The sequence below is a fragment of the Zoogloea sp. genome (assembly GCF_041914405.1).
In the GTDB taxonomy this organism is placed as follows: Bacteria; Pseudomonadota; Gammaproteobacteria; order Burkholderiales; family Rhodocyclaceae; genus Zoogloea.
The window spans coordinates 33,930-46,430 of sequence record NZ_JAYSDK010000032.1 but is presented as its reverse complement, the minus strand read 5'-3'; the positions used below and the strand labels follow the sequence as shown (position 1 = coordinate 46,430).

The following is a 12,501-nucleotide window of genomic DNA, read 5'->3' as shown; positions in this document are numbered from 1 at the left end:
TGCGCCTGCCGTGGGGCAGGGCGTCTTGCGTGCGCTGGACTATCTCATCGCCTTCACGTCGATTGCTGCATTGACGTGTTCAGGCGTCGGGCGCTCGTGGCGGTCATTAAGGGAACTCGATCCCTCCGCTAGTCTCTGCACCTTCCGGAACTGTAGTTCCGGCTTGGCTCAGGGTTGCCATTCGCATTTTCATGCGGGCAGGGTTCCCTGAATTCACCCGATTTTTCAATCGCCGTTTCCGGCGAAAGTCACCATTGATGAGTCCTCTGCTCTAACCGACTGAGCTACAGGCCCGAAACCGCGATTCTAGCAGCTGTGCCCTGGTGAGGCGAGGCTGCTACCCGTCGTCCGGCGTCGGCGGGCCGACCGGACGACGGGGTACTGCCGTATTACGCCTCGTTGTCGAGGAAGCTGCGCAGGCGCTCGGAGCGGCTCGGGTGACGCAGCTTGCGCAGGGCCTTGGCTTCGATCTGGCGGATGCGCTCGCGGGTGACATCGAACTGCTTACCGACTTCTTCCAGCGTGTGGTCCGTGTTCATCTCGATACCGAAACGCATGCGTAGCACCTTGGCTTCCCTCGGGGTGAGGGAGTCCAGCACTTCCTTGGTGGCGTCGCGCAGGCTGGAGTACAGGGCTGCTTCCGACGGCGCCAGGGTTGCGTTGTCCTCGATGAAGTCGCCCAGATGGGAGTCGTCGTCGTCGCCGATCGGGGTCTCCATGGAAATGGGTTCCTTAGAGATCTTGAGGATCTTGCGGATCTTCTCCTCGGGCATTTCCATCTTCTCGGCCAGGGTCTGAGGATCGGGCTCGTTGCCGGTCTCCTGCAGGATCTGGCGGGAGATCCGGTTCATCTTGTTGATCGTCTCGATCATGTGCACCGGGATGCGGATGGTGCGGGCCTGGTCGGCGATCGAGCGGGTGATGGCCTGACGGATCCACCAGGTGGCGTAGGTCGAGAACTTGTAGCCGCGACGGTATTCGAACTTGTCCACGGCCTTCATCAGGCCGATGTTGCCTTCCTGGATCAGGTCGAGGAACTGCAGGCCGCGGTTGGTGTACTTCTTCGCGATCGAGATCACCAGACGCAGGTTGGCCTCGGTCATCTCGCGCTTGGCGCGACGGGCCTTGGCTTCACCGGTGGACATCTGCTTGTTGATGTCCTTGAGTTCCTTCAGCGGAATGCCGATGCGTGCTTCCAGGTCGATCAGCTTCTGCTGCTCTTCGAGCACGGCGGGCTGCATGCGCATCAGCACCGGTGCGTTCTTGGGGCCGCTGGCGATTTCCTTCTTCAGCCAGTCGAGATCGGTCTCGTTGCCCGGGAAGCTCTTGATGAAGTGGGGGCGCGGCATGCCGGCCTTGTCGACGCAGAGGTGCAGGATCTTGCGTTCGTGGGCGCGGGCCTGGTCCACCATGTGGCGCACCGCATCGCAAAGCCTTTCGGTGGTGCGGGCGGTGAAGCGGATGTTCATCAGCTCCGAGGAGACCTGTTCCTGGTACTTGAGGTAAACCTTGTCCTGGAAACCCTTCTTCTGCAGGGTGGCGGACATCTTCTCGTAGAGGTCGCGCAGGGTCGCGAAGCGCTCCAGCGCCTCGGCTTTCAGCTTGATGAGGGAGGCCGACTGGGCGCCACCGCCGCCGCCGTCTTCCTCGTCTTCCTCTTCCTCGGCGTCGTCCACGTCGTCCAGATCTTCGCTGTCGGCGAGTTCCTCGATCTCTTCGACCGCGTTGGGGTCAATCAGGCCATCGATCAACTCGTCGATGCGCATCTCGTCCTTGGAGATCTTGTCGGCGGCTTCAAGGATGTCGGCGATCGTCGTCGGACAGGCGGAAATCGCCTGGATCATGTGCTTCAGGCCTTCCTCGATACGCTTGGCGATCTCGATTTCGCCTTCGCGGGTGAGGAGTTCGACGGTACCCATTTCACGCATGTACATGCGGACAGGATCGGTCGTGCGGCCGAATTCGGAATCGACGGCGGACAGGGTCTGCTCGGCTTCGGCTTCGGCCTGCTCGTCGTCCACCACGGTCGGGGCGACTTCGGACATCAGGAGGTCTTCGGCGGCAGGAGCCACGTCGAAGACCTGGATGCCCATGTCGTTGAAGGTGGTGATGATCGATTCGATCTGCTCCGCGTCCACCAGATCGTCGGGCAGGTGGTCGTTGATCTCGGCGTAGGTCAGGTAGCCCCGTTCCTTGCCGAGGGCGATCAGGCTCTTCAGCCGGGTGCGGCGAACCTCGGCCTCTTCCGCCGAGGGGGCCTCGGCGATCATCGGGGCGAGTTTGTCCTTGACCTTTGCGGCTCGCGGCTTGGCTGGTGCTTTGCGCGGTTGTTTGGGCTTTTCCGTGGTCATGGCTGTCCTCGATGTGTCGTCGATTGGCTCGCGGCGAATTTCGCGAAACCGAAAATTATATTACGAATCCGATACTTTTGTGCGTACACGGAGTTTCTGTTTGTGCAGTAGTAACTCTGCGAGTTGTCTTCTTTCGGCTGGATTGAGGCCGCTTTCCCGGTCGCGGGCGGTCAATGATTCAATCTGGTGGCTGACGGCGTCGGCTTCAAGCTTCTGGATCGTGTCGTTGAACAAGGGTTCAATCGTCGTGTCGTCGAAGGACGTATCAGCCAACTGGCCGGCGATCTTGGCCAGCAATTCCGCATGCGGGGTGTCACGGTAATGTTCGAGCAGCGCGCCGATGCCGTGGGTCGGCAGGTCACCGACGCTCATTGCATCGGTGATGGCGATCAGGGCGCGGCCTTCGGGCGTATCGTCGGGCAGCAGGTCGATGGGCAGGCGGGCGGCCCACAGCGGGTGCTGAACGACGATCTTGAGCAGGGCTTCGACCGGGCTTTGGGGCGACTGGCGCGGTGCCAGGCGCGGAAAGCCGGAGCCGTTGCGGCGTCCGCTCCGGAAGCTGCGCTCGCCGTTCCAGTCGTCGCCGGAGCGCCCTTTGCCGCGGAAGCCGCGCTCGAAGGGTGGCTTGTCGTCGAACTGGCGGGGCGCTGCGGCGGCCTTGATGCCGAAGGCCTGCTCGACTTCCGACTGGGTAAAGCCGGCTGCTTCGGCAAGCATCTTGATGACTTGCAGGCGCAGCAGCGGGGCGCCGATGCGGGTAACCAGCGGCTTGGCCTCATGAACCAGCTTGGCGCAGCCTTCGGCGGTGGACAGGTCGATGTCCTTCCGGAGTTCGGCGAGGAGGAACTCGGCCAGCGGCAGGGCGCCGTTCATCGCGGTGCGGAAGGCGTCTGGACCTTCGGCGCGTACGAAGCTGTCCGGATCGTGCTCCTCGGGGAGGAATAGGAAGTTGATGGTCTTGTTGTCGGCCAGGTGTTCCAGGCTGACTTCGAGAGCCCGCCCGGCGGCGCGACGGCCGGCGGCGTCGCCGTCGAAGCAGAACACGACCCGGTCGGTGAGGCGCAGCAGCTTCTGGATGTGGTGCGGCGTGGCGGCTGTGCCAAGGGTGGCCACCGCGTTGGCGACGCCGAATTGGGCTAGCCCGACCACGTCCATGTAGCCCTCGACGACCAGTACGGCCCCCTGTTCGCGGATGCTTTGTCGAGCCTGAACGAGGCCGTAGAGCTCGCGTCCCTTTTCGAAGATCGGGGTTTCCGGCGAGTTGAGGTACTTGGGTTCGCCCTTGCCGAGGACGCGTCCGCCGAAGCCGATCACGTTGCCGCGTTGATCCTGGATCGGGAAGATGATGCGATCGCGGAAGCGGTCGTAGCGCCGGCCTTGTTCGTTTTCGAGGACCAGGCCGCATTCAAGCAGGCTGGCGGCGCTGTAGTCCGCAAACGCTGCCTGCAGGGATTGCCATCCTTCTGGGGCGTAGCCGAGGCCGTAGCGGGCGGCGATCTCGCCGGTCAGGCCGCGGCCCTTCAGGTAGTCGATGGCGATCGGGCTGCGCTTGAGCTGTTCCTTGTAGAAGCGGGCGGCCTGGGCCATCTGCTCGGTGAGGGATTGCTCGCGGCTGCGGTCATGCTTGGGCGTGAAGTCGTCCTGCGGGACTTCCATGCCCACGCCCGAGGCGAGCTCCTTCACGGCATCGACGAAGCCGAGGCCGCTGTATTCCATCAGGAAGCTGATCGCGCTGCCATGCACGCCGCAGCCAAAGCAGTGGTAGAACTGCTTGGTCGGGCTGACGGAGAACGATGCCGACTTCTCGCCGTGGAAAGGGCAGCAGGCGAAGTAGTTCGCGCCTCCCTTTTTGAGCGGCAGGTAGCGTTCGATGACCTCGACGATATCGACGCGGGCGAGAAGATCCTGGATGAAGGATTGCGGAATCATGATCTAGGGCTGGCGCGCAGGGGCGCCGTCCCCATGAATCCTAGTTGCCGAGGCGGGATTTCACCAGTTTGGAGACCTCGGCCATGTCGGCCTTGCCGGCCAGTTGCGGCTTGAGGACTGCCATCAGCTTGCCCATGTCGGCCGGGCTGCTGGCGCCGGTGCTTGCGACCGCCTCGTCGATGATCGCGACGATCTGTTCGGTGCTCATGCCGGCAGGCTTGTAGGCGGTCAGCACCTCGATCTCGAAGCGCTCTGCGCTGGCCAGATCGAAGCGCTGGGCGCCCTCGTACTGGGCCACGGAGTCACGGCGCTGCTTGAGCATCTTGTCCACGACGGCAATCACCGCAGCGTCGTCCAGCTCGATGCGCTCATCCACTTCCTTTTGCTTGATGGCGGCTAGAAGTAGGCGAAGGGCGGACAGGCGGGCGGTTTCCTTCGCGCGCATGGCGGCCTTCATGTCGTCGCTGATGCGGACCTTGAGAGACATGGGGGTTCCTTGCTGGAGACGGCCCGGAGGCCGGTCGCGCCGTGAATGTTCGGCGTAACGGAAAAGCACAAACGCCACGCGCTCGCGCAGAAGCGCGTATCGCGTGGCGATCGGGAAGCGTGTACTCGCGGGTGTTGCTTAGTACATCTTCGGGGGCAGGGTCTGGCTGCGGAGGCGCTTGTGATGGCGCTTGACCGCAGCAGCCAGCTTGCGCTTGCGCTCGGCGGTCGGCTTCTCGTAGAACTCGCGGGAGCGGAGTTCGGGCAGCAGGCCCACTTTTTCGATGGTGCGCTTGAAGCGGCGGATGGCAACTTCAAACGGCTCGTTTTCTTTGACGCGGATACCCGGCATTGCGTGCTTCCTTGAAAATTCTTTGGACGGAAAGAATAAGAGTATAACCAAGTCGTCAGGGTCTACCAAGTCCACTTTTCGCTTTGTTGTGCGCCACGGGTTAAAATCCGGGTTTTTCTGCGGGTCTCGCAATGCTTGTTCTGGGTATCGAATCTTCCTGTGACGAGACCGGCGTCGCGATCTACGACACCGCCAAGGGCGTGCTGCTGGCTCATCGCCTGCACTCCCAAATCGATCTCCATGCGGCTTACGGCGGCGTGGTGCCGGAACTGGCCTCCCGTGACCATATCCGGCGCCTGCCGCTGCTGTTGCGGGAGACCCTGGAGGCCGCAGGGCTGACGCTCGGTGATCTCGATGCGATCGCCTATACGGCGGGGCCGGGGCTGGCCGGGGCGCTGCTGGTTGGTGCGAGTGTGGCCGAAGCCCTCGGTGTTGCGTTGGAGGTGCCGGTGCTGCCGGTGCATCACCTGGAAGGGCATTTGCTGTCGCCGCTGCTGTCAGCTAATCCTCCGACCTTCCCATTCGTTGCGCTGTTGGTTTCCGGTGGGCATACCCAGCTGATGCGGGTGGCCGGCGTCGGCGATTACGTATTGCTTGGTGAGACCGTTGATGATGCGGCCGGCGAGGCTTTCGACAAGACGGCCAAGCTCATTGGCTTGGGCTATCCCGGCGGGCCGGCGCTCGCGAAGCTCGCCTTGCAGGGGACGCCCGGTCGTTTCAAACTGCCGCGCCCGATGCTGCACAGCAAGGATTTCGATTTCAGCTTCAGCGGGTTGAAGACGGCGGTGCTGACGGCAGCGACAGCCCAGGATTTCCGCGAAGAGGACAAGGCTGACCTGGCCGCCGAGTTCCAGGCCGCGGCGGTGGATGTCCTCGTTGCAAAGTCGATGGCCGCCTTGCGCCACACGGGTTTGAAGCAGTTGGTGGTGGCTGGTGGGGTTGGCGCCAACCAAGTCTTGCGGGCCCAGCTGGATGCTGCGGCAGCCAAGCGCAAGGCGTGCGTGTATTACCCAGAGTTTGAGCTGTGCACCGACAACGGGGCAATGATCGCGTTTGCCGGTGCCTTGCGTTTTGCCGCTGGCGAGCAGGGGGGCGACGGGAGCGGCCGTTTTGCGGTCAGGCCCCGCTGGAGCCTGCAGGAAATCGTGCCGCCGGTCGCTGCTTGAGCCGTCGTGGCCTCAGGCCGACTTCTTCTTGCTGCCGATGCGCCCTTCCTGGCCTGCAAGCAGGCGCTTGATATTGTCCTTGTGGCGCCAGATCAGCAGGGCAGACATGCCGCCGATGGCGATGGCCCAGGTGTCGCCGAGGTCCAGCAGGATGCTCAGCAGCGGTGCGGCCAGTGCGGCACTGAGGGCAGCCAGGGATGAGTAGCGGAAGGTGAAGGCGACGAGCAGCCATACGCCGGTAGTCGCGAGCCCCAGCCAGCCGCTCGCGCCGAGGAGGACGCCGGCGGCGGTGGCGACACCTTTGCCACCCTTGAAGCCGAGGAAGATCGGGAAGACGTGACCGAGGAAGGCAGCCAGGCCGGCTGCGGCGATCGCCGTCGTACCCAGCCCCCAGGTGCCGGCGAGGGCGGTCGCCAGTGAAACGGCCAGCCAGCCCTTGAAGGCGTCGCCGAGCAGTGTCAGGGCAGCGGCAAGTTTGTTGCCGCTGCGCAGGACATTGGTTGCGCCGGGATTGCCGGAGCCGTAAGTGCGTGGGTCGGCCATTCCGAAAAGGCGGGACACGACGACGGCAAAGGGGACGGAGCCGAGAAGATAGGCGGCGATGAGCAGAAGCGCGAGTTGCATGTGATTTCAGGCGCTGACTAAGGTTGGCGCCATTCTAGCTGGGACGAACGATGGATTTTATTTTTATCGAGGCATTGCGGGTGAAATCCCGTGTCGGCATTTATCCTCGTGAAAGGGTGGCCGACCAGACCCTGGAGCTGAATCTTACGTTCGGGGTGCCCGATGCGGCAGCCGAACATGATGATATTGCCGATACCATCGATTATGCGAAGGTGATCGAGCGAATTCGCAATGAACTGGCTGTTCGCCAATTCAATCTGATCGAAACGCTCGGTGAATTCATCGTGAGTTTGCTGTTCGATGAATTCGGCGCGCCGTGGGTCAAGCTCGCCATTGCGAAGATCGGGGTAATGAAAGACGTGAAGCGCGTAGGCGTCTTCATCGAACGCGGCCGCAATGGACTGGAGCCGCCGGCGCGGGCTCCGACAGCGGGTTTGCCACATTGAGGCTGCGGCAAACCCGGCCGACAATCACGCAGAGGTGACGGGCGCTTCGGCGCGCAATTCGTCGAGAGGCTTGCCTTGAGCGAGCCAATCGATGACCCACTGAGGCTTGCGGCCATGGCCGGTCCAGCCGATAGCGGCATTTTCCGGGTGGCGGAACTTGATTACAGAAGCCGGCTTTGCGGCAGCCTTCTTGGCTGGCTTTGCGGCGGCTTTCTTGGGGGCCGGGGCGGCCTTTTCCTGATTTTCCTGACCGATGACTTCAGTCAGACTCATGCCGTGCTCGGCGGCCAGCTTCTGCATGCGCTTCAGCAGATCTTTCTTGGCGGAGTCGGAGCGGCGCCGGATTTCGGTTTCGACTTTGCCTTGAAGGCGACGCAATTCGGCAAGGGAGAGCGAGGAGATGTCCATGGCGTTTTCTTTCCTTCAGCTTGGAGCTGGGCTGCAGTTGATGTGGCGCGGCTGTTATGCGGTGCCGTCTTGTAGGATATTTATTATCTGTCTTATTTTGCCACCATTTTCCCGTGATTTGGCAAGTGTTTTATTTCCATTTATTCCAGGGCCACGCTGACGAGCTTGGGGCGGAGTATTTGCAGCAGATCATGGGGGTGAACCCCTACGAGAAAACCACGGCGGCCTCCATTGATATAAATCAGGGGCAGATCGAGGATGCTGTTTTCCATAAAGACCGGCAGCGTCTTCTTTGTACCGAATGGAGATGTGCCGCCCACGAGATAGCCGGTATGGCGCTGTGCGACAGCAGGGTCGCAAGGGCTTATCTGTTTGTGGCCGGCCTGCCTTGCCAGTTCTTTCGTTGAAACCTTGCGGTCGCCATGCATCAATATGATCAGGGGTTGGTGCGCTTCGTTTTCCATCACCAGAGTCTTGACCACGGCGTGCTCTGGGACATTCAGTTCGCGCGCGGAAACGCGGGTGCCACCGTGTTCTTCATAGGTGTATAGGTGGGTGGAGAAGGCCATCTTGTGCTGGCGCAGGAAACGGGTGGCCGGTGTTTCCGGTGCATTATGCTCTTGGCGGGACATGGCTTTTCGAGAGAAAGGAATCGTGGATCACGCGGTGGGTTGACCGGGCAAATTCGGTGGAGTTTCGAAGAGATTGCGCTGAATTTCTCCGAGAGGGTCGGCATTTCCTTCGTGGATCAATAGCCAGCGTTTGATGTCGATCAGGAAGCCATTCCGATTGTGGGCAAAGCCACCGATGCTGACAGTTGTGACAACCCGGTGGCACGGAATGACGAGGGGAAAGGGATTGTCGCCGCAGGCTTGGCCGACGGCGCGTGGAATACTCCGAATGTCTTTTGCGATGTCCCCATAGGTGCGTGTCTGCCCGCGAGGAATGGCTACGATGGCAGCCCAGATCCGGCGGCGATACAGGCTCCCCTGAATGAGCAGTGGCAGGTCAAATCGGGTGTCGGGGTCTTGTGCATAGCGCTCGATTTGCGTGCAGCACTTTTCGGCCAGCGCATTGCGAGGGGATTGCAGTGGATGATCGGTTGGCAGGAAGGCGATATGGCTGATATATCCGTCGAGTGTGCTGACACCGATCCTGGAGAATGGTGTTGGCATGACGGCGGCAAGCTGCGGGACTGGCGCCCCGCTGCTGTGTGAAAGAGGGAAAGGCATGCCCGGATTGTGCGCCCGGCTTTTGTGCTGCGGCAAGTGGGGCGGGAATGTCAGGCTGGGGCTAGTTTGTCCAGCTCCGATAGTTCATTTGTATGGGTAGATTAGCCAAGTCCGTTTCCCGGAAACGGGGGCGCGAATCTGCCGGCCGGCTTTGCCGATTCGGGAGTGGATCACTGTCGTTGCGGACGAGGGAGGGGCTTTATGGAAAGACCTGTCAGTACGCCCATTTCCCGCGTGTAGCGGTGTATTTCTGGGTGCTGGAAGGGAATGGCGGCGGGACAGGTGGGCGGGATTGAGAAGGGCGCGGGTGGAGCAATTTTGCCTGTATGTGAAAACGCCCGTTCAATGCACGGGGCGATTGGAACGGGCGCTCTGCTTTCCGGCCGAGGGGGCCGCCGGTGGGTATTATCTGGATCAGGCGCGGACTTGCCCCTCACCGAAAACGATCCACTTCTGGCTGGTCAGCCCTTCGAGGCCGACTGGGCCGCGGGCGTGGATCTTGTCCGTGGAAATGCCGATTTCCGCGCCGAGACCATATTCGAAGCCGTCGGCAAAGCGGGTCGAGGCGTTGATCATTACCGAGGATGAGTCCACTTCTCGCAAGAAGCGCATTGCACGGGTGTAGTTCTCGGTGACGATGGCTTCGGTGTGCTGGGACGAATGGGTGTTGATGTGGGCAATAGCCTCGTCTAGTCCGTCAACGACCTTGATGGCGATGATCGGTGCGAGGAATTCCTCGCTCCAGTCCGATTCCGAAGCAGTCTTGAGCTGGGTGTCGGCAATGCCGGCTTCGCGCAGGATGGCGAGGGAGGTCGGACAGGCGCGCAACTCGACCCCCTTGCTGGCCAGCATGGTGCCAATGGCGGGGAGTTGGGCGCGGGCCACGCTGGCGTCCACCAGCAGAGATTCGGTGGTGTTGCAGGTACCGTAGCGCTGGGTCTTGGCATTTTCGACGATGGCGAGGGCCTTGGCCGGATCGGCGAATTCGTCCACATATACGTGGCAGTTGCCGTCCAGGTGCTTGATCACCGGCACGCGGGCTTCGTTGGAGATGCGTTCGATGAGGCCCTTGCCGCCGCGGGGCACGATGACGTCCACGAACTCGGGCATCGTGATGAGCTCACCGACCGCGGCGCGGTCGGTTGTTTCGACGACCTGGATGGCTGCTTCCGGCAGGCCGGCGGCAGCGAGGCCGGCACGTACGCAGGCGGCGATCGCCTGGTTGGAGTGCAGGGCTTCCTTGCCCCCGCGCAGGATTGCCGCGTTGCCGGACTTCAGGCACAGGGCGGCAGCGTCGGCGGTGACGTTGGGGCGGGCTTCGTAGATGATGCCGATGACGCCCAGCGGCACGCGCATCTTGCCGACGGTGATGCCGGACGGGCGGCGCTTGAGATCTGTCATCTCGCCGACCGGGTCAGGCAGCGCAGCAACTTGCTCCAGGCCGACGGCCATCGCTTCGATGCCTTTGTCGGACAAGGTCAGGCGGTCGATCATTGCCGGCTCGAGGCCGTTGGCACGGGCTTCTTCGAGGTCCTGGCGGTTGGCTGCAGCGAGTTCTGCCTTGCGTGCGCGGATCTCGGCGGCCATCGCGAGGAGGGCCTTGTTCTTGGCATCGGTGGAGGCGGCGGCCACGCCGCGCGATGCAGCGCGGGCTTGGCGACCGACGGTCTGCATGTAGGTCTTGATGTCCATCTTCGTCGTCTCGTCTCGGTTGGTGGCGCGGGGCTCAGCGCCGGGCCGGGGCTTGTTGGGCGGCTGTGGCGCGGGTGAGGCGCAGGCACAACTGGAGGAATTCATCCCATACGTCGCCGCTGGCTAGACCCTTGATCATCCTGTCAATTTTGGCGGCGTGCAAGATCGACGTGCGCAGAATGGCGGAGTTCAAGCGCGGCAGGGCACGCTGGATGGCCTGCTTGCGGCGTTCTTCGTAGACGCGCTCGGCCTTCAGGAGGTTCGGTAGGGGCTGGCCTTCATCCAGGCCGAGGCGGAGGTTGGCGAGGGTGCGAATCTCGTTGGCCAGCGTCCATAGCACCAGCGGCGGTGCTTCGCCTTCGCCCTTGAGACCTTCCAGCAGGCGAGCACACCGGCCGGCGTCACCCTCCAGAAGGGCCTGGCGCAGTTTGTCCACGTCGTAGCGAGCCACGTTGAGTACCGCGTCGCGCACTGTTTCCAGGTTCAGTTGCCCGGGAGGGTGGAGCAGGCCCAGTTTTAGGATTTCCTGGTGGGCGGCGAGCAGGTTGCCCTCCACGTGTTCGGCAATGAAGTTCAGCGCGTCTGGATCTGCTTTCTGCTGCTGGCGGTTGAGGCGCAGCGCGATCCATTCCGGAAGGCGTTCCCGCTCGGGTGCATTGAGCTCGACCGCTACGCCGGCCTCGGCTAGGGCGACGAACCAGGCGGATTTGCGGGTTGCCCAGTCCATCTCGGGCAGCGTGATGAGGGTGACGACGCCGTCGTCGAGATTGCGTGCGTAGCGCTGCAGCGCCTCGCCGCCGTCGCGGCCGGGCTTGCCGTTGGGGATGCGCAGGTCCACCAGCTTGCTGGCGCCGAACAGGGACAGGTTGCCGGCGGCTGCTTGCAGGGACTCCCAGCGGAAGCCCTGGCCTGCCACCAGCACTTCACGTTCCTCGTACCCCTGCTTGCGGGCGGCGGCTCGGATCGCGTCGCCGGCTTCGAGCACCAGCAGGGGCTCGTTGCCGTGCAGCAGGTAGAGCGGGGAAAGGGGCTTGTCGAGTTGGGCTGCGAGCTGTTCCGGGCGCAGGTTCACGGCTTGGGCTCGGCTTCCGGCATCTTCGCCGCAGCCAGGCGGCGCATCAGCTGCTGCACCAGATCGCCCTGCATGTCCCGGTAGAGCAGGATCTCTTCCTGCTCTTTGGCGAGCAGTTGGGAGTCGTCAAAGGCGAGGTCGCGCTTCAGGTAGATCTCGTTGGGTGCGAGCACTTGCCGGCCCGCCTTGTCCACGACGCGGAAATAGAAGCGCTGGCGCAACTGGTATTCGCGCACACGGCCCTGGGCATTAAGGGCCAGGATCGCCTTTTCCTTGGCGTCGGCGAGCACCTCCAGGCGGACCTGGGCTTCTTCCGGGGTGTCGGCGATGCGCGTGGTGCTGCTGGCGCGGATCTGGCGGCGGATGGCTGCGGCTAGGTCGGAATACTGGTACATGCCGAGGTAGATCGACTCGAAGGGCAGCGGTCGCGGCCCGCGCAACTGGAAGCCGCAGCCGGCCAGCAGCAGCGGCACGGCGCCGATCGCGGCAAGGGCCCGGCGGCGGGCAGGTGACGGGGTCTGGCTCATGGGCGCGGTTCCTTTTGCAGGCGCTGGCGTTCCTTGGAGTAAGCGTCGAAGTCGGGACCCGCGGGATCGGGCGCGGTGTCGCGGCCCGGCTGGCCTTGCTGCCGGGCGTTCTCCTGTCGGATCCCTTCGTAGACCAGTCTTTCGTTGGCGGTGGTGCAGCCGGCGAGAACGGTAACGAGCAGGAGACTGGCGACGGTGCGCATGATGCGGGTCCCT

The 12,501-nt window shown here is 62.9% G+C and carries 14 protein-coding genes; 2 read left to right on the top strand and 12 right to left on the bottom strand.

Features of this window, described 5'->3' with window-relative positions:
• Positions 1-389: 389 nt before the first annotated feature.
• The 4 genes from rpoD to rpsU form a co-directional block, all read right to left on the bottom strand.
• On the bottom strand, positions 390-2,351 hold the full coding sequence (rpoD, locus tag ACE3RX_RS17890) for an RNA polymerase sigma factor RpoD (RefSeq protein ID WP_374486327.1): 1,962 nt from the start codon (positions 2,349-2,351) through the stop codon (positions 390-392).
• A 60-nt stretch (positions 2,352-2,411) separates the two neighbouring features.
• Complete coding sequence (dnaG, locus tag ACE3RX_RS17885; protein ID WP_374486326.1) at positions 2,412-4,280, bottom strand: DNA primase; 1,869 nt, start codon at positions 4,278-4,280, stop codon at positions 2,412-2,414.
• Between the two features lie 40 nt (positions 4,281-4,320).
• A complete protein-coding gene (locus ACE3RX_RS17880) occupies positions 4,321-4,767 on the bottom strand; it encodes a GatB/YqeY domain-containing protein (RefSeq protein ID WP_374486325.1) in 447 nt (148 codons plus the stop codon).
• A 138-nt stretch (positions 4,768-4,905) separates the two neighbouring features.
• Positions 4,906-5,118, bottom strand: coding sequence for a 30S ribosomal protein S21 (gene rpsU, locus ACE3RX_RS17875; protein ID WP_079432811.1), 213 nt, complete (start codon positions 5,116-5,118; stop codon positions 4,906-4,908).
• A gap of 131 nt (positions 5,119-5,249) precedes the next feature.
• On the opposite strand from rpsU, the gene tsaD reads away from it, so the two are divergent.
• Positions 5,250-6,284, top strand: a complete 1,035-nt coding sequence (gene tsaD / locus ACE3RX_RS17870; protein WP_374486324.1) for a tRNA (adenosine(37)-N6)-threonylcarbamoyltransferase complex transferase subunit TsaD — start codon at positions 5,250-5,252, stop codon at positions 6,282-6,284.
• 12 nt (positions 6,285-6,296) lie between these two features.
• Here tsaD and plsY read toward each other — a convergent pair whose 3' ends face one another.
• On the bottom strand, positions 6,297-6,908 hold the full coding sequence (gene plsY, locus ACE3RX_RS17865; RefSeq protein ID WP_374486323.1) for a glycerol-3-phosphate 1-O-acyltransferase PlsY: 612 nt from the start codon (positions 6,906-6,908) through the stop codon (positions 6,297-6,299).
• A gap of 50 nt (positions 6,909-6,958) precedes the next feature.
• Between plsY and ACE3RX_RS17860 the strand changes: the two genes are divergently transcribed.
• Positions 6,959-7,354, top strand: a complete 396-nt coding sequence (locus ACE3RX_RS17860; protein ID WP_374486322.1) for a dihydroneopterin aldolase — start codon at positions 6,959-6,961, stop codon at positions 7,352-7,354.
• A 24-nt stretch (positions 7,355-7,378) separates the two neighbouring features.
• On the opposite strand, the gene ACE3RX_RS17855 is transcribed toward ACE3RX_RS17860, so the two are convergent.
• From ACE3RX_RS17855 to ACE3RX_RS17825, 7 genes are all read right to left on the bottom strand, one after another.
• Positions 7,379-7,762: an H-NS family nucleoid-associated regulatory protein gene (locus ACE3RX_RS17855; protein WP_374486321.1), complete on the bottom strand. Its 384-nt coding sequence runs from the start codon at positions 7,760-7,762 to the stop codon at positions 7,379-7,381.
• Between the two features lie 140 nt (positions 7,763-7,902).
• Complete coding sequence (gene ybaK / locus ACE3RX_RS17850; protein WP_374486320.1) at positions 7,903-8,394, bottom strand: Cys-tRNA(Pro) deacylase; 492 nt, start codon at positions 8,392-8,394, stop codon at positions 7,903-7,905.
• A 27-nt stretch (positions 8,395-8,421) separates the two neighbouring features.
• The gene (locus tag ACE3RX_RS17845; RefSeq protein ID WP_374486319.1) at positions 8,422-8,994 is read right to left on the bottom strand and encodes a methylated-DNA--[protein]-cysteine S-methyltransferase; all 573 of its coding nucleotides are present in this window, start codon (positions 8,992-8,994) and stop codon (positions 8,422-8,424) included.
• Between the two features lie 414 nt (positions 8,995-9,408).
• Positions 9,409-10,686 (bottom strand): glutamate-5-semialdehyde dehydrogenase, encoded by a 1,278-nt coding sequence (locus tag ACE3RX_RS17840; protein WP_374486318.1) that lies wholly within the window; start codon positions 10,684-10,686, stop codon positions 9,409-9,411.
• A 34-nt stretch (positions 10,687-10,720) separates the two neighbouring features.
• On the bottom strand, positions 10,721-11,758 hold the full coding sequence (gene holA / locus ACE3RX_RS17835; RefSeq protein WP_374486317.1) for a DNA polymerase III subunit delta: 1,038 nt from the start codon (positions 11,756-11,758) through the stop codon (positions 10,721-10,723).
• On the bottom strand, positions 11,755-12,285 hold the full coding sequence (lptE, locus tag ACE3RX_RS17830; protein WP_374486316.1) for an LPS assembly lipoprotein LptE: 531 nt from the start codon (positions 12,283-12,285) through the stop codon (positions 11,755-11,757). Before lptE ends, holA begins: the two co-directional genes overlap by 4 nt.
• Positions 12,282-12,488, bottom strand: a complete 207-nt coding sequence (locus ACE3RX_RS17825; RefSeq protein ID WP_374486315.1) for a hypothetical protein — start codon at positions 12,486-12,488, stop codon at positions 12,282-12,284. The genes lptE and ACE3RX_RS17825 overlap by 4 nt, the downstream gene beginning before the upstream one ends.
• Between the last annotated feature and the right edge of the window lie 13 nt (positions 12,489-12,501).

What these genes read in the sequence shown, in the direction of transcription:
- ACE3RX_RS17840 (WP_374486318.1), bottom strand. Translation starts at nt 10,686, where the DNA reads ATGGACATCAAGACCTACATGCAGACCGTCGGTCGCCAAGCCCGCGCT.
- ACE3RX_RS17845 (WP_374486319.1), bottom strand. Translation starts at nt 8,994, where the DNA reads ATGCCTTTCCCTCTTTCACACAGCAGCGGGGCGCCAGTCCCGCAGCTT.
- ACE3RX_RS17880 (WP_374486325.1), bottom strand. Translation starts at nt 4,767, where the DNA reads ATGTCTCTCAAGGTCCGCATCAGCGACGACATGAAGGCCGCCATGCGC.
- ACE3RX_RS17825 (WP_374486315.1), bottom strand. Translation starts at nt 12,488, where the DNA reads ATGCGCACCGTCGCCAGTCTCCTGCTCGTTACCGTTCTCGCCGGCTGC.
- ACE3RX_RS17855 (WP_374486321.1), bottom strand. Translation starts at nt 7,762, where the DNA reads ATGGACATCTCCTCGCTCTCCCTTGCCGAATTGCGTCGCCTTCAAGGC.
- lptE (WP_374486316.1), bottom strand. Translation starts at nt 12,285, where the DNA reads ATGAGCCAGACCCCGTCACCTGCCCGCCGCCGGGCCCTTGCCGCGATC.
- ybaK (WP_374486320.1), bottom strand. Translation starts at nt 8,394, where the DNA reads ATGTCCCGCCAAGAGCATAATGCACCGGAAACACCGGCCACCCGTTTC.
- tsaD (WP_374486324.1), top strand. Translation starts at nt 5,250, where the DNA reads ATGCTTGTTCTGGGTATCGAATCTTCCTGTGACGAGACCGGCGTCGCG.
- rpsU (WP_079432811.1), bottom strand. Translation starts at nt 5,118, where the DNA reads ATGCCGGGTATCCGCGTCAAAGAAAACGAGCCGTTTGAAGTTGCCATC.
- ACE3RX_RS17860 (WP_374486322.1), top strand. Translation starts at nt 6,959, where the DNA reads ATGGATTTTATTTTTATCGAGGCATTGCGGGTGAAATCCCGTGTCGGC.
- dnaG (WP_374486326.1), bottom strand. Translation starts at nt 4,280, where the DNA reads ATGATTCCGCAATCCTTCATCCAGGATCTTCTCGCCCGCGTCGATATC.
- plsY (WP_374486323.1), bottom strand. Translation starts at nt 6,908, where the DNA reads ATGCAACTCGCGCTTCTGCTCATCGCCGCCTATCTTCTCGGCTCCGTC.
- rpoD (WP_374486327.1), bottom strand. Translation starts at nt 2,351, where the DNA reads ATGACCACGGAAAAGCCCAAACAACCGCGCAAAGCACCAGCCAAGCCG.